Annotated in this window: 25 protein-coding genes; all 25 read left to right on the top strand. The window is 46.5% G+C overall.

Annotation, left to right across the window (positions count from 1 at the left end; translation table 11 throughout):
- The first annotated feature begins 96 nt into the window (after nucleotides 1–96).
- The 25 genes from mce (at nucleotide 97) to C7R93_RS04055 (ending at nucleotide 24,269) form a co-directional block, all read left to right on the top strand.
- Entirely contained in the window at nucleotides 97–513 is a 417-nt protein-coding gene (gene mce, locus C7R93_RS04180; RefSeq protein WP_106837603.1) for a methylmalonyl-CoA epimerase, read from the top strand.
- A 91-nt stretch (nucleotides 514–604) separates the two neighbouring features.
- The gene (locus tag C7R93_RS04175) at nucleotides 605–1,726 is read left to right on the top strand and encodes a M20/M25/M40 family metallo-hydrolase (protein ID WP_106837602.1); all 1,122 of its coding nucleotides are present in this window, start codon (nucleotides 605–607) and stop codon (nucleotides 1,724–1,726) included.
- Nucleotides 1,727–1,871: 145 nt separating this feature from the next.
- Entirely contained in the window at nucleotides 1,872–3,071 is a 1,200-nt protein-coding gene (locus C7R93_RS04170; protein ID WP_106837601.1) for a DUF3866 family protein, read from the top strand.
- Nucleotides 3,072–3,232: 161 nt separating this feature from the next.
- Nucleotides 3,233–3,790, top strand: a complete 558-nt coding sequence (locus tag C7R93_RS04160) for an NUDIX domain-containing protein (protein ID WP_106837774.1) — start codon at nucleotides 3,233–3,235, stop codon at nucleotides 3,788–3,790.
- Nucleotides 3,791–3,794: 4 nt separating this feature from the next.
- Complete coding sequence (locus C7R93_RS04155; RefSeq protein WP_106837599.1) at nucleotides 3,795–4,967, top strand: endonuclease Q family protein; 1,173 nt, start codon at nucleotides 3,795–3,797, stop codon at nucleotides 4,965–4,967.
- Between the two features lie 67 nt (nucleotides 4,968–5,034).
- On the top strand, nucleotides 5,035–5,661 hold the full coding sequence (spoIIM, locus tag C7R93_RS04150) for a stage II sporulation protein M (protein ID WP_016739960.1): 627 nt from the start codon (nucleotides 5,035–5,037) through the stop codon (nucleotides 5,659–5,661).
- Between the two features lie 94 nt (nucleotides 5,662–5,755).
- Complete coding sequence (gene fur / locus C7R93_RS04145) at nucleotides 5,756–6,220, top strand: ferric iron uptake transcriptional regulator (protein ID WP_106837598.1); 465 nt, start codon at nucleotides 5,756–5,758, stop codon at nucleotides 6,218–6,220.
- A 156-nt stretch (nucleotides 6,221–6,376) separates the two neighbouring features.
- A complete protein-coding gene (locus C7R93_RS04140; protein WP_106837597.1) occupies nucleotides 6,377–6,616 on the top strand; it encodes a YqzK family protein in 240 nt (79 codons plus the stop codon).
- Nucleotides 6,617–6,709: 93 nt separating this feature from the next.
- Complete coding sequence (gene xerD / locus C7R93_RS04135) at nucleotides 6,710–7,597, top strand: site-specific tyrosine recombinase XerD (RefSeq protein WP_106837596.1); 888 nt, start codon at nucleotides 6,710–6,712, stop codon at nucleotides 7,595–7,597.
- A 117-nt stretch (nucleotides 7,598–7,714) separates the two neighbouring features.
- Nucleotides 7,715–8,887, top strand: coding sequence for a phosphopentomutase (deoB, locus tag C7R93_RS04130; RefSeq protein WP_106837595.1), 1,173 nt, complete (start codon nucleotides 7,715–7,717; stop codon nucleotides 8,885–8,887).
- A gap of 60 nt (nucleotides 8,888–8,947) precedes the next feature.
- Nucleotides 8,948–9,757, top strand: a complete 810-nt coding sequence (locus tag C7R93_RS04125; RefSeq protein WP_106837594.1) for a purine-nucleoside phosphorylase — start codon at nucleotides 8,948–8,950, stop codon at nucleotides 9,755–9,757.
- Between the two features lie 24 nt (nucleotides 9,758–9,781).
- Nucleotides 9,782–11,089 (top strand): pyrimidine-nucleoside phosphorylase, encoded by a 1,308-nt coding sequence (locus C7R93_RS04120; protein WP_106837593.1) that lies wholly within the window; start codon nucleotides 9,782–9,784, stop codon nucleotides 11,087–11,089.
- Nucleotides 11,090–11,419: 330 nt separating this feature from the next.
- Complete coding sequence (locus C7R93_RS04115; RefSeq protein ID WP_012686077.1) at nucleotides 11,420–11,890, top strand: Lrp/AsnC family transcriptional regulator; 471 nt, start codon at nucleotides 11,420–11,422, stop codon at nucleotides 11,888–11,890.
- Nucleotides 11,891–12,003: 113 nt separating this feature from the next.
- Nucleotides 12,004–13,662 (top strand): peptide ABC transporter substrate-binding protein, encoded by a 1,659-nt coding sequence (locus tag C7R93_RS04110; protein ID WP_106837592.1) that lies wholly within the window; start codon nucleotides 12,004–12,006, stop codon nucleotides 13,660–13,662.
- Between the two features lie 249 nt (nucleotides 13,663–13,911).
- Nucleotides 13,912–14,844 (top strand): ABC transporter permease, encoded by a 933-nt coding sequence (locus tag C7R93_RS04105; RefSeq protein WP_106837591.1) that lies wholly within the window; start codon nucleotides 13,912–13,914, stop codon nucleotides 14,842–14,844.
- 6 nt (nucleotides 14,845–14,850) lie between these two features.
- Nucleotides 14,851–15,768, top strand: coding sequence for an ABC transporter permease (locus tag C7R93_RS04100; RefSeq protein WP_106837590.1), 918 nt, complete (start codon nucleotides 14,851–14,853; stop codon nucleotides 15,766–15,768).
- A 14-nt stretch (nucleotides 15,769–15,782) separates the two neighbouring features.
- Entirely contained in the window at nucleotides 15,783–16,772 is a 990-nt protein-coding gene (locus tag C7R93_RS04095; RefSeq protein WP_106837589.1) for an ABC transporter ATP-binding protein, read from the top strand.
- A gap of 14 nt (nucleotides 16,773–16,786) precedes the next feature.
- The gene (locus tag C7R93_RS04090; protein ID WP_106837588.1) at nucleotides 16,787–17,746 is read left to right on the top strand and encodes an ABC transporter ATP-binding protein; all 960 of its coding nucleotides are present in this window, start codon (nucleotides 16,787–16,789) and stop codon (nucleotides 17,744–17,746) included.
- A gap of 181 nt (nucleotides 17,747–17,927) precedes the next feature.
- Complete coding sequence (locus tag C7R93_RS04085) at nucleotides 17,928–20,000, top strand: methyl-accepting chemotaxis protein (RefSeq protein WP_106837587.1); 2,073 nt, start codon at nucleotides 17,928–17,930, stop codon at nucleotides 19,998–20,000.
- A 146-nt stretch (nucleotides 20,001–20,146) separates the two neighbouring features.
- Nucleotides 20,147–21,331 (top strand): D-alanyl-D-alanine carboxypeptidase family protein, encoded by a 1,185-nt coding sequence (locus tag C7R93_RS04080; protein ID WP_106837586.1) that lies wholly within the window; start codon nucleotides 20,147–20,149, stop codon nucleotides 21,329–21,331.
- Between the two features lie 147 nt (nucleotides 21,332–21,478).
- On the top strand, nucleotides 21,479–21,829 hold the full coding sequence (gene spoIIAA / locus C7R93_RS04075; RefSeq protein WP_007724108.1) for an anti-sigma F factor antagonist: 351 nt from the start codon (nucleotides 21,479–21,481) through the stop codon (nucleotides 21,827–21,829).
- A complete protein-coding gene (gene spoIIAB, locus C7R93_RS04070; protein WP_106837585.1) occupies nucleotides 21,829–22,278 on the top strand; it encodes an anti-sigma F factor in 450 nt (149 codons plus the stop codon). Before spoIIAA ends, spoIIAB begins: the two co-directional genes overlap by 1 nt.
- 11 nt (nucleotides 22,279–22,289) lie before the next feature.
- The gene (gene sigF, locus C7R93_RS04065; protein WP_017248054.1) at nucleotides 22,290–23,045 is read left to right on the top strand and encodes an RNA polymerase sporulation sigma factor SigF; all 756 of its coding nucleotides are present in this window, start codon (nucleotides 22,290–22,292) and stop codon (nucleotides 23,043–23,045) included.
- Between the two features lie 193 nt (nucleotides 23,046–23,238).
- Entirely contained in the window at nucleotides 23,239–23,853 is a 615-nt protein-coding gene (locus tag C7R93_RS04060) for a stage V sporulation protein AA (protein ID WP_106837584.1), read from the top strand.
- Nucleotides 23,850–24,269, top strand: coding sequence for a stage V sporulation protein AB (locus C7R93_RS04055; protein WP_106837583.1), 420 nt, complete (start codon nucleotides 23,850–23,852; stop codon nucleotides 24,267–24,269). The genes C7R93_RS04060 and C7R93_RS04055 overlap by 4 nt, the downstream gene beginning before the upstream one ends.
- The last annotated feature ends 77 nt before the right edge of the window (nucleotides 24,270–24,346 follow it).

The following is a 24,346-nucleotide window of genomic DNA, read 5'->3' as shown; positions in this document are numbered from 1 at the left end:
AAGGAAAGGATATCATTGGCTTTCTTTTTTAGCCCATGCTGAAATTGTACCGAAATGTAGCCAATGAGACAACCACTTACAAAAGGATGATGATTCGTGAGCGCACCGAACAAAATTGCCCATATCGGCATTGCGGTAAAAAGCTTGGAAAAGACGCTTCCCTTTTATACCGAGCAGTTGGGATTGGAGTTGGTTGGAACTGAAATCGTAGAGAGTGAACAAGTACATGTTGCATTTTTGCAGATCGGGGAAAGTCATATTGAATTACTAGAACCACTGAGTGATGAGAGTCCGATAGCAAAATTTATAGAAAAACGCGGAGAAGGCATTCATCACATTGCTTTTGATGTAGATGACGTTGCGAGCCGTTTATCCACATTAAAAGAGCAAGGTATCCCTCTTATTCACGAGGTTCCCAAAGCAGGTGCGCACGGTGCATTAATTGGATTTTTGCATCCAAAGGCAGCGAATGGCGTTTTGTATGAGCTGTGCCAATATCCGAAAGAATCATAGGCGTTTACGTAGTAGAAAAAATTTTTTTGCGGTATACTGGAACTTGTGAATAAGTACCAAAATCGGGCAGTACGATCAGGAGGTAACGAGTGTGAGTACGATCAACCAAGAGCGTTTGTTAAATGAATTTCTTGAGCTCGTCCAGATTGACAGTGAAACGAAGAACGAAGCAGAGATCAACAAGGTTCTCAAAGAAAAACTAATTGCGATGGGCTTTACCGTAGAAGAGGATGACGCAGCAGCAAAAACGGGGCATGGTGCCAACAATCTGATCGCAACCTTGGAGGGAACTGGAAAAGGTCCAGCTATCCTGTTCAGCAGCCATATGGATACGGTTGTACCAGGAAACGGAATCAAGCCACAAATTCGCGATGGCTATATTTATTCCGATGGAACGACGATCCTTGGTGCGGATGACAAAGCAGGAATCGCCGCGATCTTTGAAGGTATTCGCAGCCTGAAAGAGCAAAACTTGCCACATCCTACGATCCAAGTCGTTTTGACTGTGGGAGAAGAGTCTGGACTAGTAGGATCCCGCGCAATGGATTCCAGCCTGCTGAAAGCAGAAATGGGCTTCATCCTTGATTCGGAAGGTCCGGTTGGAAAAATTACAGTAGCCGGTGCTGGACAATACCGCATCGTAACCAAAATCCACGGCAAAGCAGCGCATGCAGGTGTGAATCCGGAGGATGGCATTAGTGCTATAACGGTCGCTAGCAAAGCGATTTCCCGTATGCCGCTGGGCCGTATCGATGCGGACACAACTGCAAACATCGGTCGTTTTGAAGGCGGAAAAGCGTACAATATCGTAACGGATTATGTGGAAATTTGGTCGGAAGCACGCAGCTTGGTTATGGACAAGCTGGAAGCTCAAGTGAAAAAAATGACGACAGCATTTGAAGAAGTAGCAGCCGAGATGGGTGCGACTTGCGAAAATGACGTTATTTTTATGTATCACGGCTACAAATTCAACGAAGAAACTCCTGTTGTGCAAAAAGCGATTGCAGCAGTAAAACGTGTTGACCGCAATCCTGAGCTGGTTGCAAGCGGCGGCGGAAGCGACGGTAACGTATTTAACGGCTACAACGTGCCAAGCGTAAACTTTGCGATCGGCTATGAAGAAATCCATACAAAAAGCGAGCGTATGCCAATCGCTGAACTGAACAAAGCGGCTGAGTTGGTGCTTGCTGTTATTGCAGAAGTACAAGAGTAACCAAAAGAAGGTCGGAATCTCCTTGTGAGGGGTTCCGGCCTTTTCGTTATTTTGCTTTCTCGTTTGTATGTTTGAGACAACCACTGTTCATCATAGACTGAATAGAAAGCTCCGGGACGAGGCAGGAATGAAAGGGGGACGCTGCGTGCTCCGTTTGGCGGTGGGGACGGTCCAAAAAGTGCTGGAAAAGCAAACAGGGATGCAGATACTCGAAGTCCGGACAGAATCGGTTGCTGGACACAAAATGGAGAGAGTGTTGTCTTTTTTGCAGGAGGATTATAAAAGTGGGGATGTACTTCTGATCAATACAACCGCTGTCCGTCTTCAATTAGGGACAGGCGGGTATCATTTTGTTATAGGAAAGATTGTCCAACCAGAGGAAACCGATGTCCTTCCGAATGATTGGGGGCATGTCATGAAAATGCGCTATTCGCCGTGGCAGCTGGCGGTTGATTCGGTAGAAGAACAGGCCAGTCCGTACCATCCTTTGTTTGTGCAAGAAGACTTATCCTTGGAAGGTACCCCTGTTTTGATCGGAGAGCTGCACAGTCTTCTGCCTGTTGCGGTTCTTTCTTTGCATAAAAACAATCCAAATGCCCGTATCGTATATGTCATGCCAGACGGCGCCTCCTTGCCGATTGCCTTGAGCCAGCACGTCCATCAATTAAAAGCAAACGGGAGCTTGGCTGCGACAGTGACGACAGGACATGCATGGGGTGGAGATCGCGAGTCGTTGACGATTCATAGTGGCTTGTTGGCAGCACGCCATGTAGAGCATGCCGATATCATTGTTTGTATGCTGGGACCTGGTGTAGCAGGTACGGGTACCCCTTATGGCTTCTCGGGAATTCAGCTGGCCGAGGTCATTCATGCCGTATCCGCTCTCGGTGGAACACCCTTTTTTATTCCTAGAATCAGCTTTGGCGATCCACGTACCAGACATTACGGTGTCAGTCATCATACATTCTCGATATTGAACAGATTTGCTCTCCGTCCCGCCCTTGTTCCGATCCCGATTTTCGGGGATGAAAGAGATGAAGTTCTCACACAACAAATGAAAACGATTGAAGTTGCGGGAAAGCATAATTTCATCAAGGGAAAGGTCCCAGAATTGTCAGAACTGGCATCGCTGGAAAAGGGGTATGGCTTGTCCTTTTCTACGATGGGGCGAAATTGGCAAGAAGATCCTGCTCCTTTTCAGACGGCATGGATGGCTGCTGATTTTGTAGGAAACAATCTGGGCTACATCGTCCGAGCAGTTAACGACGCCCAGCATTCGCCCGCTTCATCAAGTACTCTTGAAGCGTTAGGTCTTTATTTGACCAGGAACGTAGTGCAGCCTTGATCTCCCAACCTTTCCCGACCATACGCAATTGCTTTTCGCTAACATATGTTTTCATTCGTGATCTCCTCCGATACAATAAGGTGGACAAGCTCTATGCTCCCAACTTATGGAGGGAATCGACGATTTAGAACGACTTCATGGAAAAAAGGATGGTGACGACAGTGAGTAAATATGATCACTTATATGAAAAAACCATTTCCAGTCAACCGATTTATGATGGAAGAATTATTAAGGTCAAGGTGGATGAGGTGCTTCTGCCCAATGGCAACACAGCTAAGCGAGAAATCGTGAATCATCAAGGGGCGGTTGCCGTATTGCCGATAACAGATGATAACAAAATGGTTGTGGTTCGACAGTTCCGCAAAGCATTGGAGCGCAGCATCGTGGAAATCCCAGCGGGAAAGCTGGAGCCGGGGGAAGAGCCGCTTGCATGTGCGATACGCGAGCTGAAAGAAGAGACGGGCTATGTTGCGAGTCAGTACACACCGCTCAGCTCTTTCTACACATCGCCAGGCTTCGCGGATGAAATTTTACATGTTTTTGTGGCCACTGGTTTAAAAAAAGGAGAAAGCAAGCCGGACGAGGATGAGTTCGTCGATGTGCTGGAAGTGACTCTGGAAGAAGCGCATGCCCTGCATCAAAGCGGAGAAATTCGAGATGCCAAGACGGTAGTGGCATTGTTTGCATGGGAAAACAATATGCTTCGCGAACGTGGCTAGTACCATGCTGCGCTCCTTTTTTTGCGACATGCATATTCATATCGGGGGTACGTGGACGGGTAAACCAGTGAAAATAACGGCTTCCCGCCAAATGACACTTACCAAAATTTTAGAGGAAGCCTCAGATAAAAAAGGAATGGATGTCATTGGGATCATCGATGCACATTCACCGGAGGTTCAGGATGAGCTGGTAGATCTCTTGGAAAAGGGATTAGCGACTGAGCATGAGGATGGAGGAATTACCTACAAAGATACTTTGCTCATACTGGGGTGCGAAGTAGAAATCAAAGAGCCAGGACGTGGTGCAGCTCATTTTCTTGTTTATCTGCCGAAGCTACGAGATATGAAGCAATTTACTGCCTGGCTGTCTGAACGCTGCAAAAATGTGCATTTAAGTTCTCAGCGCATCTACACATCCCTTATGGAATTACAAGCCTGTGTCCAGCAATTGCAAGGCCTCTTGATCCCGGCACATATTTTTACGCCGCATAAAGGGTTGTATGGGAGCTGTACGGATTCGATGGCCGAAGTACTTGATCCTTCGCTCATCTATGCGGTTGAGCTGGGATTGAGTGCGAATACCCTCATGGCCGACCGCATATCCGAGCTTCATGACAAAACCTTTCTCACAAATTCAGATGCCCATTCACTAGCGAAGATTGGCCGGGAATACCAAGTGATGTATATGCAAGAGCGATCCTTCGCAGAGTGGACGAAAGCAATCAAACGCATCGGTGGCAGAGGTGTTCATAAGAACTACGGTCTGCACCCCGAGCTTGGCAAATATCATCAGACGGCGTGCCAAGGGTGCCAGTCTTTACTAGCGGCTGATGCTTCGGGTAAATGTCCGGAATGCGGTTACCAACGGATTGTGCGAGGGGTTGCAGCGCGCATTGATCAGCTGGCGGATATAGAAACATGCAAGCATCCGGTGTTCCGTCCTCCTTATATCGAGCAAATCCCGCTGGAATTCATCCCGGGGATCGGTCCGAAATTGTTGGACAAGCTGTATCGGTCGTTTGGTACACAAATGAATGTATTGCATCGGGTGAACGAAGAAGAGCTCACCCATGTTGTCGGAGAGAAAATCGCTTCGCTTATCGTGCAAGCACGAGAGGGAAAGCTGTCTGTCCAAAAAGGGGGCGCAGGTACTTACGGAAAGATCGTCCCGATGTAGGTTGTCATAGGGGGGAACTCGTCCGCATAAGCTGTACAGTAATCAGCGAAGCGGGAGGCGACGAAGTGTGCGTTCACGAGTCGGACAAACTATCCAATCCTATGCGAGAGAACATCAGTCACTCTACTGGTTCACGATCGTCCTGTTTACGATGGGCATTATTTTCGGAGCCGTCCTCGTCAATTCACTGCCACTATCACAGAAGCAGGAGCTGTACGGTTTTTTGCAATATTTTTTCAACAGTCTTGGGAGTGATGGAATCCCTGAGACCAGTGCCCATTTTCAGCAGGCGTTTGGTCATTATGCCAAGACCATCGCGATCATGTGGGTACTAGGGTTGTCCATCATTGGGTTGCCCATGATTTTGTTGATGCTCTTCTTAAAAGGAGTCGTGGTTGGTTTCACCGTCGGTTTTTTGGTGAGTCAACTCCAATGGCAAGGCGTAACATTTGCCATGGTGGGTGTTCTCCCGCAAAATTTATTAGTCGTCCCTGCCCTTTTTATTGTAGGGGTCAGCGGAATTTCATTTTCCCTTCGACTCATCCGGACGAGAGTGCTGAGCAAAAGAGATGTCATCATGCCGCATTTTATGGGCTATACCGTTCTTGTTCTTAGCATGCTGGCGGTATTGACGATTGCAGCCTTGTTTGAAACCTTCATTTCCCCCAGGCTGATGCAACTCGTACTTAATTAAGAATAATTCTCAGGTAAGAACTTATGCATTTGACTTATTCGATGCGCCTCTACTATAATAGGAACAGGTTTCATGCGAGCGGGGAGGGGCATTAATGTTGGAAGAAAAATTAGAGAAAATTAAGCAGCAGTTGCATTCACAAAACTACAAGCTGACACCACAGCGTGAAGCCACTGTTCGCGTGTTGTTGGAGAATGAAGAAGATCATTTGAGCGCGGAAGATGTTTACTTGTTGGTGAAGGATAAAGCACCGGAAATCGGGCTTGCTACCGTATACAGGACATTAGAGCTGTTGAGCGAACTGAAGATCCTTCATAAAATGAATTTTGGCGATGGCGTAGCTCGTTACGATCTTCGTGATGATAATGCTGCCTATCACCATCATCACCTCATTTGCCTCCATTGTGGTACGGTGGATGAAATTTTTGAAGATCTGCTTGTCACAGCAGAAGAGAAAGTCAAGAATGTTTATAACTTTTATATTACCGACCATCGATTGACCTTTTACGGAATCTGCAATCGTTGTGTAGATAAAGTGAACGTGGAGGACTTCAAATAAAGTCGACTTCTCTGGGAACGGAGAAGTTTTTCTTTTTTCCTTGGGAGCTTTTGTAATGGCAGTCCTATTCCTGTGGAATCCTAGGAGAGGATCGATTCGAATGGAGTAAGGGACAAGTGCATATAAATGAAAAAAAGTCTGTAAGGAGGCTTACGGATGAAGGTCTCTTATCGCCGCTTGATGGAGGGGCTTCGTTTCTTGCTTCTTTTCATTACCTGCACCTTGCTCTCCTACGGCATCATTACTTTGCTGGCGGACAAATTTCTTCCGGCAAACCCTTATCATGAACCACATGGGAATGCGGTGAAGGTAGTAAAAGTCATCAATACCTCTCAGGCACAGGATTTTGACGGATATGTCGCACGACTACAGCTCTTTTTTTTAATGGGAGAGTAATGCAAGTTTCAGTTTTTTATTTGGAGAAGCAGGAGTTTCTTTTTCTTTGTGGAAAGCAATACAAGATACTTATCAGCTGAAGGGGACAGCTTCATGGACAGTCTGATTGATCAGTTTATTCATTTCCTGACTGTGGAGAAAGGGCTATCGAGAAATACCCTGGAATCCTATCAACGGGATATGGTGGCCTTTACCTCGTATTTACAGGAGCAAGGTGTCACTCGAATAGAGGATTCTACTCGTACGCACATCATTGGTTACTTGCTTGTTTTACGGGAAAAAGGACGTGCTACAGCAACGCTTTCTCGCAATATGGCATCGATACGAGCGTTTTATCAGTTTCTCATTCGGGATAAATACATAGAGAAAGACCCATCCATTCATCTGGAAACACCGAAGATCGAGAAACGCTTGCCGAAAGTGCTCTCTGTTGAGGAAGTGGAATGTCTTTTGGAAAGTCCTCCTGTCAATCATCCTGCCGGGCTGCGGGACAAGGCGATGCTAGAGCTTTTATATGCGACAGGCATACGTGTCTCGGAGTTAGTCAATCTGGATAGTGCTGATGTAAATCTGGATATGGGCTTTGTCAAGTGCTTGGGAAAAGGATCAAAAGAGCGAATCATTCCGTTAGGCTCGGTTGCCATTCAAGTGGTTCGCCACTATTTACAGGCAGGGCGCCCCAAGCTGGTAAAAGGAACTGGCGATTCTGCATTATTTCTGAATCACTTGGGCAAACAAATTACACGGCAAGGTTTTTGGAAAATTATCAAACGATATGCCCAAAAATCAAACATCCGTGCAGAGATTACACCCCATACGCTTCGCCACTCTTTTGCCACTCACTTACTGGAAAATGGAGCCGATTTGCGCTCTGTCCAAGAGATGCTTGGGCATGCTGATATTTCAACCACCCAGATTTACACACATGTGACCAGAACGCGGATTAAGGACATCTATGCCAAGACGCATCCGCGAGCATGAGTATGAAAAACGATCGACTCCGCCTGATTATCGGGCGGAGAAAAATTTTCTGAATCAGGTCAGACGTCTGACGACTTGGTTGTAGAATCGAATGACTGGTAAACAGGAGGCGCTAAGATGCAGTATTCACGAGTTTTTTTGATCGTCATGGACAGCGTAGGGATTGGCGAACAACCTGATGCCCCTAAGTTCAATGATGCAGGATCGAACACCTTAGGTCATATTGCAGAACGTGTTGCAGGATTTTCATTGCCTAACTTGCAAAAATTAGGATTGGGAAATATAGCACCACTCCAAAACGTTGCGCCAGTAGCAACCCCTATGGCCCATTATGGAAAAATGCAGGAAATCTCCATGGGGAAAGATACGACGACTGGTCATTGGGAAATTATGGGTCTGCATGTTTCTACTCCGTTTAACACGTATCCAGACGGATTTCCACAAGAGCTGATCTCGGAATTTGAGCAACGTATCGGTCGCAAGGTGCTTGGCAACAAGGTCGCTTCGGGGACGGACATTCTCGACGAGCTTGGCGAAGAGCATATGAATACTGGTGCAGTGATTGTCTATACGTCTGCGGACAGTGTATTCCAGGTGGCAGCGCACGAGGAGATTGTTCCGCTTGAAGAGCTGTATCATATTTGCGAGGTAGCTCGTGAGTTGACGCTTCGAGATGAATTCGCCGTTACTCGTGTCATTGCGCGTCCATTTGTTGGACAGCCAGGCAATTTTAGCCGCACAGCAAATCGCCACGATTATTCCGTGAAGCCATTTGCTCCGACAGTCATGAATCGTTTGCAAGATGCTGGCCTTGCTTCTATTGCGATTGGCAAAATCGGTGACATCTACGCAGACGAGGGCGTTACCCAATCTATCCGTACCAAAGATAACATGGACGGTGTGGATCAAATCCTGGGTACGATGAAACAATCGTTTACAGGCCTTTCTTTTGTCAATCTCGTAGACTTCGATGCGAAGTTCGGTCATCGCCGCGATCCAGAAGGGTATGGTCAGGCATTGATGGAGTTCGATGCACGTATTCCAGAGCTTTTGGAAGCGCTACAAGAAAGGGATTTACTGGTAATCACGGCAGATCATGGAAACGACCCCGTACATCATGGCAGTGATCATACGAGAGAATATGTTCCGTTGCTTGTCTATCACAAGGGTATTCAAGCTGGACAAAATTTGGGTATCCGTGAAACATTTGCGGACTTGGGTGCGACCATCGCAGACAATTTTGAGGTAAGTGCTCCAACGATTGGGAAGAGCTTCCTTAATCATTTATAAAGGTTAAGTAAAAATAAACATTTATATAATAGAAGAAACACAAAAAAGGAGAGAGTTGAAATGGCAAATTTCCATGATGCAGTAGCATATATCGAACCGAAACTAACAGAAAAACCTACGATTGGTCTCGTACTTGGATCTGGGCTGGGTGTTTTGGCGGATGAAATCGAAAATCCAGTGATCATTCCTTATCATGAAATTCCTGGCTTCACTGTGTCCACCGTTGTCGGTCACAAAGGACAACTCGTGATTGGCAAGCTGCAAGGCAAGCAAGTCGTTGCGATGCAAGGTCGTTTTCACTTTTATGAGGGGCATGGTCTGGACGCCGTTGTTTTCCCGATCCGTGTTATGAAGCTGCTCGGCGTAGAAACCATTATTGTGACCAATGCGGCTGGCGGAATTAACGAAGGTTACAATGCAGGCGACCTCATGCTGATTTCCGATCACATTAACATGACGTTCCGCAATCCATTGATCGGTGCAAACGATGAAGAATTGGGACCACGCTTCCCAGATATGTCTGAGGCTTATTCCAAGCAGCTCCGCAAGCTTGCACATGAAGTTGCGTCCGAGCAAGGAATCCAGCTCCGTGAAGGTGTATACGCAGGTCTGCTTGGTCCTACCTACGAAACTCCTGCCGAAATCCGCATGCTTCGCTTGATGGGTGGGGATGCTGTCGGGATGTCAACTGTACCAGAAGTAATCGTGGCACGACACATGGGTGTTAAGGTGCTCGGTATTTCGTGCATTAGCAACATGGCAGCAGGTATTTTGGAACAGCCCCTGTCCCATGATGAAGTTATGGAAACAACAGAGAAGGTAAAATCGCAATTCCTGGCTCTGGTTAACGGTATCGTAGCCAAAATGTAAGTAACGGATTCGGAGGGATTAACGATGCGTATGGTCGATATGATCGCCAAAAAACGTGATGGCGGAGAACTGACAACAGAAGAGATTCAATTTCTGGTGACAGGCTATACAGATGGAAGTATTCCGGACTACCAAATGTCCGCTTTGGCAATGGCAGTCTTTTTCCGTGGCATGACTGCGAGAGAAACGGGAGATCTAACCTTGGCAATGGCAGGGTCAGGCGAACAGCTTGACCTGTCTTCCCTGCAAGGAATTAAGGTAGACAAGCACAGTACAGGCGGAGTAGGGGACAAGACTACTCTTGTTGTTGCGCCATTGGTAGCGGCAGCGGGTATTCCTGTAGCAAAAATGTCTGGAAGAGGCCTCGGATACTCAGGAGGCACCATTGACAAGCTCGAGTCCTTCGCAGGTTTTGAAGTAGAACGCACACGCGAGCAATTTTTGCAGCAGGTGCGTGATATTGGCGTGTCCGTAATCGGGCAGTCTGGCAACCTGACACCTGCAGATAAGAAGCTGTATGCTCTGCGTGACGTGACAGCTACTGTAGAAGCTGTACCGTTGATTGCAAGCTCCATTATGTCCAAGAAGATTGCTGCTGGGGCAGATGCCATCCTGCTTGACGTGAAAGTAGGGAAGGGCGCTTTCATGAAGAGCATTGAAGAGGCAGAGACATTAGCAAATGCGATGGTTGCAATCGGCAGCCAAGTAGGACGTAAAACGGTGGCGGTTATCAGTGATATGAACCAGCCGCTTGGCTTCGCTGTGGGCAATGCACTCGAAGTGAAAGAAGCGGTGGAGACACTTGCAGGTAAAGGTCCTCGCGATTTGACTGAGCTGGTATTGGCTATTGGTTCGCGCATGCTTGTTATGGGTGGACTCGTTACGAATGTGGAAGAAGGACGTAAGAAGCTCGAAGATCTGATGGCTTCCGGAAAAGCAGTGGATAAGCTGGCAGAGATGGTCGAGGCCCAAGGTGGAAACAAGCAGGACGTCTATGATTTGTCTCGTCTGCCGCAAGCAAAGCTTATTCATACCGTTACAGCCGAGCAGGATGGCTATATCAGCGAGATTGATGCGGAAGCAATCGGTCATGCTTCTGTTGTCTTGGGTGCTGGCAGATTGACTAAAGAAATGCCAATTGACTTGGCAGTAGGTCTTGTTCTGCACAAAAAACGCGGGGATCAAGTGAAGGCTGGAGAAGTATTGGTTACCATTCATGCCAACGAAGACCGTCTTCTGCAAAGTGCTTTGAAAGAAATGGAAGGGGCCTTCCAAATTTCGACAGCGATCGATGGAGATCAACCGTTGATTTATAAAATTATCGAAGCATAGAACATCCGAGTGTTAGTTGATTAATCAAATAAAACAAGGCGTGCAGAGCTCATGCGCACGCCTTGTTTTATGAGTAAAAATACAGTTTTTCGAAAAAATATTGTTGATTAAATCTAGTTTTTCATATTCAATAGTAAGATATAAGTCCATATTTATCATATAAAATATATTTTACTGTTCGGATTGACTTTATAAAGTTTTATTATTCTACTTGTCAAATTTCGTTGACACCGCTATCATTTCCGATTACTTTTATTGTATTAGACTGTTTGTAAAAGATTATTGCGAAATTCGTAAAAAATTGATGGAGGTTCCCAGAAAATCGTATTTATGAAAAAGCTGGACCATGTCGACAGACAGATTCTGCAAATCCTCCATGAAGATGGGCGTATCCCATATACAGAAATCGCCCATCAACTAGGCGTGAGCGAAGGAACGATTCGATCGCGCATCACTCGTCTTTTGCAAGACGGAGTCTTCCAATTCGTAATTCAACCCGATCCAGAGAAATTAGGATTACATGTGCAGGCTATCATCGGGTTAACCACAAAGCTAGGTTTGCAGAAAGAAGTGGCAGAAAAATTAAGCAAATTTTCTGCAGTACGCTTTGTAGGCGCTTATAGCGGTAAGCACGACTTGATTATCCAAGCGTGTTTCCATAGTAATGATGAGCTAATCACCTTTGTCAACGAACGACTCTCTCAAATTGAAGGCATTGCAGCTGCGGACGTTTCACTGGAACTGAAGCAGTACAAAGATACCTTCTCTTTCGTTCAAGACGACGAGGTGACCCTGCAATGAAAGGGGTTGATGCCTTCCAGCCGAAGTCAAGCAGCTTCGTGTAGTTTTCATTTTTTTCGTCCTTTATTTTCAGAAAAAAGACAAAAAAGAAAAACATACTGGGGGTTATTGCGTTGAAAAAGAATGTGTTTGCACTTGTGAGCTCGATTGCTGTATTAGGAACTGCCCTGGCAGGGTGCGGAGGAGGCCAACCAGCTGCCGCTCCACCAGCAGGAGGAACACCTGCAACTCCAGCACCTTCACAGCCTGCAACACCAGCTGCTGAGAAGAAGCCACAAGTTTTAAAGATGAACTTGCACTCGGAGCCACCTACAACTGATCCAGGGCTCGCAGAGGACACGACTTCAGGCGCGATTATCTTGGCAACCTTTGATGGCTTGACGCGCATTGGTACTGACGATAAGCCGCATGAAGCTGCCGCAGAGAGCTACACAGTCTCTGATGATAAGCTCACTTACACATTTAAAATCAGAGAAGCGAAATGGAGCAATGGTGATCCTGTAACAGCACATGACTTTGAGTATGCTTGGAAGCGTGCTCTCGATCCAAAAACAGCTTCCAACTACGCATATCAGCTGTACTACGTGAAGAATGGCGAAAAAGCAAATAAGGGCGAAGCAAAGCTTGATGAAGTAGGCGTGAAGGCACTTGACGATAAGACGCTGGAGGTTAAGCTGGAGAATCCTACTCCATACTTCCTAGAATTGCTTGCATTCCGTACCTACTTCCCAGTTAACAAAAAAGTAATTGATGCAAATCCGAAGTGGGCAGGCGAAGCAAGTTCGCACGTCGGAAACGGACCTTTCAAAATCGAATCTTGGGAGCACAAAAGCAAAATGGTGCTCGTGAAGAACGACAATTATTGGGATAAAGATAATGTAAAGCTCGATAAAATCGAATTCTCCATGGTAGAAGACGAAAATACAGAGCTCTCCATGTTCGAAAATGGCGAAATCGATTGGGCTGGGGCACCTATGAGTGCTTTGCCAACAGATGCAATTCCAGCATTGAAAGATCAAGGCAAGATTCAAACCAATCCAATCGCTGGTACGTACTGGTACAAGTTCAATACCGAGAAGCCGCCATTTAATAACATTAAAGTTAGAAAAGCATTTGCCTACTCGATCGATCGCAAAGCCTTGATCGACAACATTCTCCAAACGGGTCAAATCCCGGCAACAGGCGCTGTACCTCCATCCATGGTGCTGAATCCAAACGGCTATTTCAAAGACAAAGATTTAGAAAACGCGAAAAAGCTTTTGGAAGAGGGACTGAAAGAGGTTGGCATGAGCAAGTTGCCAGCGATTACGTTGTCCTACAACACATCTGAGGCTCACAAGAAGATTGCTGAGGCCATCCAAGACCAATGGAAGAAAAATCTCGGTGTAGATGTGAAACTCGAGAACAAAGAGTGGAAAGTTTACCTCGAAGATATGCATGAGGGTAACTTCCAAATTGGACGGATGGGCTGGCTGGGTGACTTCAATGACCCAATCAACTTCCTGGAGCTCTACAAGGATAAAATGGGTGGAAACAACGATACTCGTTGGGAAAATGCAAAATATAAAGAGTTGTTGAACCAATCCGCTCAGGAGCCAGACCTCGAGAAACGTAAGAAAATTTTGGCAGATGCAGAGCAAATCCTTATGGATGAAATGCCAATCATGCCAATTTACTTCTACACGCAATCTTGGGTACAGAAGCCAGAAGTGAAAGGCGTTCACCAAACTGGTTTGGGTGACGTGGATTGGAAAGGCGCTTACATCGAGTAATTTCATAACGAAGGAAACGGGATTTGCGGCAGAGGGTATATGGTTGCGCATATACCCTCTGCTATGCAAGCCCTTCCCATAAATACCAGCTGGCTTGATTGCCAGCAAAGAGAAAATAGAGAGAGAAGCTTTACTGCAAGAGATCTAAGGGTTATTTACACAGCCGATTTTTACACTGTGTCGATAGCGTTCCGCAGTGTAAACATGGGACGTGAAAGCAATCAAAAATCTACCAAGGGGGTAAGTTAGTTGATCCGTTATCTCGGTAAGCGCATCATTTTTATGCTCATCTCGCTCTTCTTAATTGTAACGGCCACCTTCTTCATCATGAAAGCAGTACCAGGTGGTCCATTTACATCCGAGAAGCAGGTCCCGCCGGAAATTAAGGCAGCACTAGAGGCAAAGTACAAGCTGAACCTACCGATGCACGAACAGTACTTTGAATATTTGAAGGGTGTAGTAACGTGGGAGCTCGGTCCGTCGTTTACGGAGAAATCTTCAACTGTTAACGACATGATTAATCGTGGTTTCCCAGTTTCTGCTCACTTGGGAGCACAGGCTTTATTGCTCGCTATTTTTGGTGGGATTACGCTAGGGGTTATCGCAGCGCTAAACCATAATAAATGGCAAGACTATTCCGCGATGGTCATCGCCGTTTTGGGATTATCGGTACCAAGCTTTATTTTGGCGTCCTTTTACCAATACATTTTCGCTATTAATTTGGGCTGGTTTCCAATCGCGAAATGGGAAGGATTTGAATACACCATCCTTCCATCATTGGCACTCGCCGCATCACCGATGGCATTTATTGCGCGTTTGACGCGTTCCAATATGATTGAAGTTATGGGTCAAGATTACATCAAAACAGCAAAAGCAAAAGGTTTGCACACTGTTGCTATTACAGTAAAACACGCAATCCGTAATGCGCTCTTGCCAGTTGTTACTTACCTGGGTCCACTGATTGCCGGTATTTTGACAGGTGCATTCGTTATTGAACGTATTTTCGGTGTTCCTGGTCTTGGTCGCGAATTCGTATTGTCCATTACAAACCGCGACTATACGGTAATCATGGGTACGACCGTGTTCTACTCCATGATCCTAGTTGTGATGATTCTGATTGTTGACATCGCATACACCTTGGTAGACCCACGGATCAAACTTTCGGACGCAGGAAAGGAGTAATGACACGTGCAAAACTTGACTAAAGAACATTTCGAGCCAATTTCCGTTGACCTTCGTCAAGCGGAAGCAATCAAGCGCCCAAGTCTCTCTTTCTGGTCTGACGTTTGGCGTCGTTTGAAAATGAATAAAGTCGCAATGATTTCTATGATCTTCATTGCTGCATTGATTGTATGTGCCATTGTGGTTCCATGGCTAACTCCTCAAGATTATTTTACGACAGATCTGGCTGGCAAGAACAAAAAGCCGTCTGCTGAACATTGGTTTGGAACAGATGACCTAGGCCGTGACGTATTTGAGCGTATTTGGTACGGAGCACGTATCTCACTGCAAGTAGGTCTTGCCGCAGCGTTCATTGACCTGATCATTGGTGTGATCTGGGGCGGTATCGCAGGTTTCTATGGTGGAAGAGTAGATGAAATGATGATGCGTTTCGCAGATATCTTGTTTGCGATTCCGTACCTGCTGGTTGTTATTTTGTTGATGGTTGTTTTAGAGCCTGGTGTCGGAACGATTATTCTTGCCTTGACGATAACGGGATGGATCGGAATGGCCCGGATTGTGCGTGGTCAGATCCTTCAATTGAAAAACCAAGAGTTTGTACTGGCAGCACGCTCCCTTGGTGCTGACGCCAACCGTCTGATCTTCAAACACTTGATTCCTAATGCTTTGGGTCCAATCATCGTAACGTTGAGTTTGACTGTACCTTCCGCGATTTTCGCAGAATCCTTCTTGTCCTTTATCGGGTTAGGGGTTTCTGCACCGATTGCATCGTGGGGAACGATGTCCAACGAGGGCTTGCCGGCCATGAAGTATTATCCATGGCGATTGACATTCCCGGCAATCTTTATTTCCATGACCATCTTGGCATTTAACTTGTTCGGTGACGGTCTGCGTGATGCAGTAGACCCACGCCTGCGTAAATAGGAGGGAACGTCGTTATGGAACGCATTCTTGATGTAAAAGACCTGCATGTATCCTTCCATACGTATGCAGGTGAAGTAAAAGCAGTCCGCGGTGTGAATTTTCACGTCAACCGCGGAGAGGCTGTAGCGATTGTAGGGGAGTCCGGTTGCGGTAAATCCGTAACCGCTCAAACCCTCATGAAGCTGATTCCGATGCCTCCAGGTGAAATCAAAAAAGGGCAAATTCTCTTCAATGGCGAGGATATTGTCAAGAAGTCGAAAAAAGAGATGGAATCGATTCGCGGTAAAGATATCGGGATGATCTTCCAAGATCCAATGACTTCCTTGAATCCTACAATGACCATCGGTAGCCAAATTACCGAGGGCTTGATCAAACACCAAAACATGTCTAAAGCTGCAGCACGTGATCGTGCCATTGAGCTGTTGACTATGGTTGGTATTCCGCAACCTGAGAAACGTGTGGAGCAATATCCACACGAGTTCTCTGGCGGTATGCGTCAACGTGCAATGATCGCAATCGCTCTCGCCTGTTCGCCGAAGCTGTTGATCGCGGATGAGCCGACGACAGCTTTGGATGTAACGATTCAGGCGCAAATTTTGGACCTGATGAAAGATTTGCAAAAGAAAACGGGCACTTCCATTATCTTGATCACACATGACCTTGGTGTTGTTGCTGAGATGTGTGAACGCGTAATTGTTATGTACGCAGGGAAAGTGATCGAGACTGGAACAGTTGACGATATTTTCTACAATCCGCAACACCCTTACACCAAAGGCTTGCTTCGCTCGGTACCACGTCTTGACTTGAACCGTGACGAGCCACTGACACCGATTTTTGGTACACCGCCAGACCTTCTGCGTCCGCCAGCTGGCTGTGGATTCACCGCGCGTTGCGAATCAGCGATGCGTGTGTGCCAAGAGATCGATCCTGAGCTGAACGACATCAGCACGACTCAGCGAGCAGCTTGTTGGCTTCAGCATCCGCTTGCTCAGAACCGTGCGTAGAAGGAGGGATATCAGTGGATAATCGTGAAAATTTGATTGAAGTACGTAATCTCAAAAAGTTCTTTTCGATTGGCGATAATACTCTGAAAGCTGTGAATGATATCTCGTTTGAGATCAAACGCGGAGAAACATTGGGCGTAGTAGGAGAGTCAGGCTGTGGAAAGTCCACTGCCGGTCGTACCATCTTGCGACTGTATGATGCGACTGAAGGGGACGTCCTGTTTGAAGGTAAGAGCATCATGAATTTGAACCAGCAGGAAATGAAGGCGATGCGCCGCAACATGCAGATGATTTTCCAAGACCCATACGCATCCTTGAATCCGCGTATGACAGTTGGGGACATCATTGGCGAGGCGCTGGATATTCATGGCCTGGCGACTGGTCAAAAGCGCAAAGAGCGCATCCAGGAGCTCCTTGCCTTGGTAAGCTTGAATCCTGAGCATATGAACCGTTTCCCACACGAGTTTTCTGGTGGTCAGCGCCAACGTATCGGAATTGCCCGTGCATTGGCAGTAGAGCCAAAATTCATCGTGTGTGACGAGCCGATCTCTGCTCTGGACGTATCCGTACAAGCACAGGTTGTAAACCTGCTTGAACAACTGCAAGAAAAAATGGGTCTGACTTACATGTTCATTGCCCATGACTTGTCCATGGTAAAATACATTTCCGACCGTGTAGCGGTTATGTACCTGGGTAAAATGGTTGAGCTGGCAGAAAGTGATGCTTTGTATGAAAAGCCGCTCCACCCGTATACTCAAGCGCTGTTGTCGGCGATTCCGATTCCAGACCCAGAAATTGAGCGTAACCGTGAGCGCATTGTATTGCAAGGAGATGTACCTAGCCCTATGAATCCACCAAGCGGTTGCCATTTCCGTACGCGTTGCCCGAAAGCGATGCCGGAATGCGCTGCATCCGTACCTGTATGGAAAGAAGTAGAGCCAGGGCATTTCGCAGCCTGTCATTTGTATAACTAAATCAACTACAAATAACGAGTTCCGAGGCTACTCGTGCAGCCCGGAACTCGTTTCCCTTCATAAGGGAGGTTTTACCTCTGAAAAAAATGGGTATTGTTACCCAGAGGAAGTTTTTTTTCAGGGGTATTTTTTCGGAGTTCTACACTGGAAAATTGTAGGAGTGGAAAAGGGGGCAAGCAGCATGAGTAAATTTTTGTCGCCACGATGGAAAAAAAAGGAGGCATTTTCGAATCTCATACAAAAAGTAAATGTAACAAGCCAAGTAGCATCGGAAAAGCTTAAAGGATCTCTTGCAACAAAAATGATTGTGTTTGGTCTAATCCTTGTACTTATTATCATCGGTTCTTTGCAATACATAGCCCTTTCCTTTTCGAAATCAACGTTGTTTAGCATCACCTCAAACCAGGCGAAAATGCTGGCTGACCAGCATGCGAATAGCATAGAAGATGACATTAAGGCGATTGTGAACTCCACCAAATCGGCGGGAACCAAACGTGTGATGATGACAGACCTGCAGCCGCTTATCATGGAGCAGTTTACTTTATTGCGCCAAGCACATAAAGAAGTATCCAGAATCTATTTGATTGACACGGCTACCGGGAAATCCCTGTATTCCTTGACCGGGACGAATGAGATTGACTTCAAGCAAAAGCAGTACTTCCAAAGAGCGCTAACCACGAAATCCTTGGTCATTTCTGATGAAGAAATCGTTGAAGGAAGCAACAAGAGTTTTCTTTATATTGCGACACCCATAGGGGAAAAAGCCGATGATACGAGCCGGTTGTTCGTTGTTGGCTTTACGATTGACCAAATGATTCAAAAGATTCCTGAGATCTCTTTCATGGAAAATGGCTATGCATTTGTCGTTCGACAAGATGGTTTGGTTGTGGCCCATCAAAATCCGAATAATAACAACAAGCTCGTGCTGGCAGGGGATAAAGATTATGAAAAGATGCTATCCCTGATGCAGCATGAGACAAGCAACAGCTTACTGTACTCGGATCATGGTATTGATTCGTTTGCAGCATTCGCACCGATCCCGATGTTGAAATGGAATGTGGTTTTGTCCACGGGAACCGACGAAGTGTATGGTGAAGTGGATGGAATGTGGCTGTACTTCGTGCTCTTCAGCTTGCCGATCATCGGACTCTCGGTTTGGGCGATCTGGTGGTTTGCGAAGCGGATTCGACTGTCTCTGTTCGCGATAGCACGCGATATGGATCAAATCGGCGCCGGACATTTTAATATTAACGTAAAGGTTAACGGCAATGATGAGTTGGCTATGGTTGGCCGCAAAATGAATGACATGGCGGCTGAACTTCGTAAGCTGATTGCCCTTGTACAGGGACAAGCTACACAACTGAACGTAGCGACAGATGAGCTGACATTGTTTGCGCAAGAAAATAAAGGAGCCATTAACGTCATTACGGATAATATCTCTACGATCGCGCAACGCGTCTCTACGCAGACGAATGAAGTGCAAGCAACGGCCAATACCGTCTCTGAAATATCGGAAGGTGTTGAACAGGTGGCTGTGGCTGCCGAATCTACATCGGTTGCTACGACCCGTACGTTTGAGAGAGCGCAAGGCGGAATGGAGCTAGTGGAGAACGTAATCAATACGGTACGACGTGCCACAAGTGAGGTAGAGCGTACAGCAGGGCAAATGCACAGCCTTCGTGAGCGGGCTCGTGAAATTACGAGCATCGTCGAAATGATTACGAGTATTGCATCGCAGACGAATTTGTTGGCGCTGAATGCAGCCATTGAGGCTGCCCGTGCTGGAGATGCTGGTCGAGGATTCTCGGTTGTAGCAAGCGAAGTTCGTAAACTCGCAGAAGAAAGCAGCTCCTTCTCTGAGCGTATCGCGTCCATTGCACATTCGATCAATGATGAGGCAATGGATATGAGCAAGCATATGGATGAGATCGTTACAATGGTGAGTGGAGGCTTGCAGTCTGTCGAGTCTGTGGGTACTGCTTTCCAAAATATCGTGGGAGAGATTCAATCGGCTGCAGAGCAAAGCGAATCGATGACGGCAACCTCGGAAGAGATGGCGGCAGGTAATCAGGTTGTGACGAACTCCATGCAGCGTCTTGCCACCATGTCGGATGAAATTAGTGAATCCATTTCAGGTGTGGTAGAGACAGTTGACGAGCAATTGAATTCGATTGCACGCATTAATGAAAACGTGGAACAATTGAAAAAAATGGCGGACGAGCTAACTCAAAATGTGAGCCGCTTCGTCATTTAAGGTAGAGTCCCTTCTGCAAGCTGCGGAAGGGACTCTTTTTCGTGAAACCGGATGTGCTTTCGAGAAGATAATCTTGCCGTTTTTGTGTGAATATTTTCCTTTCGTGATGGTGAGAATAAAACCATGAATGGAGGGAAGAGACTGCTATGAAACGGAATGGATATCTCGCTCTATGCTTTGTTATGTGCTTCACCATCTTTTCTCCGATGGCTGTTGCCAAAGAAAAGGCTGGACAGCAAAAGGGCGATAATCATTTTGCCCCACTAGCGTCATCCGCGGTGATGATTGAAGCGGATACGGGAACTGTCTTGTATGAAAAGAACGCAAATGAAAAAATGCCACCCGCGAGTATCACCAAAGTAATGACCATGCTTTTGATCATGGAAGCGGTGGAGCGGGGAGAGCTTAAGCTTACCGATAAGGTTCGTACGAGTGAAAGAGCAGCATCGATGGGCGGGTCGCAAATTTTTTTACAGCCCGGTGAAGAAATGACGGTAGAGGACATGCTGAAAGGGATTGCGATTGCTTCTGGAAATGATGCCTCAGTAGCGATGGCTGAGCATTTGGCTGGGACAGAAGAGAGTTTTGTTGCGCGAATGAATGAACGCGCACAGCAGCTGGGAATGAAAAATACGCATTTTGTCAACTCCAATGGACTTCCTGCCGCGAATCACTATTCATCGGCGGTAGACATTGCGATTATGTCACGCGAACTCTTAAAGCACGAAGGCATCACGAAGTTCACTGGTACGTACCAAGACTACTTGCGCAAAGATACGGAGAGCCCCTTCTGGCTTGTTAATACGAACAAGCTGGTGCGTTTTTATGAGGGTGTGGACGGTTTGAAAACAGGATACACAGGGGAAGCGAAATACTGTTTAACAGCGACTGCCAAACGCAACAACATGCGTGTTATTGCAGTCGTCATGGGTGAGCCAGATGTAAAAACGCGCAACAATGAGGTTTCGACCATGTTCAATTATGCATTCACACACTTTCAAGTGATGCCGATGTACAAAAAGGGAGAAGCTGTGCGCGCACTCGTTGTGGATAAAGGTCAGAAACCACAAATTAATGCGGTGACACCACATGCAGTAAGCTTGTTGATGAAAAAAGGAGAATCAGCTGATACCTTCCAGAAGGAAATTGTCATCAATGAGGCGGTTCATGCACCAATAGCAAAGGACCAAGTAATCGGCCACATTTTCATCCGAACAAAAGATGGCAAGGAAGTAAACCGAATCGATCTGTTCCCAGAAGATCAGGTAGATAAAGCCAACATGTGGGAGATTCTCAAGCGAACCACCAAGAGCGTTTTGATAAGCTACTGACAGACAGCATGAGCGCGAAAAGAATCGAGTTGCCCCGAATGGAATGGCGCGGCTGCTCGATTTTTTTGTTCTTTTGTCGGCTGGCAGGAATTGGTTTCCTCGAGGAAGAAAGAGAGTTTCTATCAAGGGAGAAGGAGTGTGTCAGCTATGAGTTTACGAGTTGCGATGGAGACACGGCAGGACGTGCTGGTGATCCGTTTGCAGGGGGAGCTGGATCATCATACGGCAGAGGAGTTGCGTAAGAAGGCGGATGACCTTTTGCGTACCTCTACTATACGCCATATTGTACTGAGTCTGGCTGATCTGACGTTTATGGACAGCTCTGGTATCGGAGTTATTTTGGGAAGATACAAGCAGATTTCTGCCCGCTCTGGAGAAATGTACGTCTGCTCGATCAATCCTACGATCTATCGAATATTTGAGATGTCCGGGTTATTCAAGGTGATCAAGTTTCGCGAAAACGAAGCGGATGCTTTGCATGTTCTGGGGGTGGCGTAATGATGGTACAGCGTAACTTTATGTCAGTGTCGTTTGCAGCATTGAGCCAAAATGAAGCATTCGCACGTGTAGCAGTCGCAGCCTTCATTTCGCAACTCGATATTACGATGGACGAACTAGAAGAAATCAAGACCGTTATATCCGAGGCTGTTACGAATGCCATTATTCATGGTTATGACGAAAATCCTGAGGGTGTGGTACAGATTTCTGTGCGAATTCAAGAGGACAGCATTGATCTGATCGTGGAAGACAATGGACGAGGTATTGAGAATGTGGAGCAGGCCATGCAGCCGCTCTATACGACGAAACCGGAGCTTGAGCGTTCTGGAATGGGCTTTACGATTATGGAGAATTTCATGGATTCTTTGGAAGTGGCAACGGTTGTGGGTAAAGGAACAACTGTGCGCCTCACCAAACGCCTGGCGTTTGCCAACGCCTTGCAAAATTAGGGGTAGTGCCTATGGGTGCCGATATCAAAAACGCGAGTCAACCATTTCTGACCAATGACCAAGTAAAAGAGCTAATTGCCAAAAGTCAGGCTGGGGACACTGAGGCAAGAGAGCTTCTCGTCAACAGCAATATTCGGCTGGTCTGGTCCGTCGTCCAGCGCTTTATCAACCGTGGATACGAAGCGGATGATTTGTTTCAGATCGGTTGTATTGGCCTCTTGAAAGCCGTAGACAAGTTTGATCTCTCCTATGATGTTCGATTCTCAACCTATGCTGTTCCGATGATTATTGGAGAAATTCAGCGCTTCTTACGCGATGACGGTACAGTTAAGGTAAGTCGATCACTCAAAGAAACAGCCAATAAGGTACGACGAACAAAGGATGAGCTGTACAAGCAATTCGGTCGCGCACCCACGATTGCTGAGGTTGCGGACGTGGTGGGGATTACGCCAGAAGAAGTCGTGTTTGCGCAGGAAGCGAATCGGGCGCCCTCTTCCATCCATGAAACGGTTTTCGAAAATGATGGGGACCCCATTACTTTGATCGATCAGATTGCGGATGAAGGGGTCAACAAATGGTTTGAAAAAATCGCCCTCAAGGATGCGATCAGTCGATTGAGCGAGCGGGAACAACTCATCGTCTACCTGCGTTACTACAAGGATCAGACGCAGTCGGAAGTAGCAGAGAGGCTGGGAATCTCGCAAGTGCAGGTATCGCGCCTAGAGAAGCGCATTTTACAAACGATCAAAGAGCAAATTGAACATTAACTGATGCAAACACTCCGGTCACTACGTGGCTGGGGTGTTTTGTTTTGTGAAAAACGACTCGACGTTTTTCATTAAACAGAATGTGACCGCTTGCGGTCAGCAAATAAACGATCATTTCCGTTTATTTGCATGGGTTTTATGGCTCGGCACATACTAGCGAATAATCAGGTATGTGATGGAAGGGGAAGGTACCATGAAAGACGCGTTGTTTCTGCGCCTGCGAAAGCGATTGGCCGTACAGCCACAAGCAATGATCACGCTTGGGGACATCTGCCAGCTTTTCTGGGATGGAGAGCGCGAGGAAGCGTTAAAGCGGATGCCCATTTACCAGACAAAGCCAACGGATGGGAATTTGATCATTATCGATATTATGCAGGTGATTAAAAGGCTGCGTTCTGTCTATCCCGACGTGGAACTGGACGTCCAGGGTGCTCCTCAAATTATAGTGGAAGTACTCAATTCACGAAAGAAATCGAACCCGATTTTGGTGGCGATGGTGTGGCTTCTGTTGTTCATTGGCTCAGGCTTGGCGATCATGAATTTCCATACCGATGTCAGCATGATGCAGGTTCACGAACGAATCTACTATTTGATAACAGGTGAAAAAAGTTATCAGCCTTTGTGGATGCAAATCCCTTACTCCATCGGGATCGGCTTGGGGATGATCCTGTTTTTTAACCATATCTTCCAGAAAAAAATCAACGAAGAACCTAGTCCGTTAGAAGTTGAATTGTTTATGTACCAGCAAAACCTGGATCAATACTACTTACAAAATGAAAATAAGGAAAACCAGCGGACGAAGAAATGAGCGTCATCCAGTGCTTGTTGCTTATATTAATCGGGCTGGGTGGAGGACTTGCAGTAGGGAGTGGGCTGGTCGCGTTTATTACCGTTCTGGATATTATTCCAAGGTTGACGCAATTAACGAATGCTCATCGGTATATCCGCTCGCTGGAATGGGCTCTAGTGGCAGGAGCGCTTTTTTTTACGTTTATTGATTTTTTTCACTGGGGTGCTCGTTTGCCCGTTATCGTTTCTTCGATTTACGGAATATTTGCAGGGATATTTGTGGGGACACTTGCCGCAGGCTTGACTGAGGTACTGAATGTCTTTCCGATATTGGCGAAGCGAATCCACATGGATGGCAGTCTTCTCTTTCTGTTGATGGCGGTGGTTTTGGGAAAAGTGACGGGTTCCTTACTGCAATGGCTGCTCCATCTGTGAAATGGTAAATACCACTATTCATAGGCAACTTTAGAAAAAGGAAGGATATAGGAAGAAAGCTTACAAAGGGAGTGAAA

Source organism: Brevibacillus fortis (genome assembly GCF_003013395.1).
Taxonomy (GTDB): domain Bacteria; phylum Bacillota; class Bacilli; order Brevibacillales; family Brevibacillaceae; genus Brevibacillus; species Brevibacillus fortis.
This window is presented reverse-complemented; position numbering and strand designations above follow the sequence as displayed.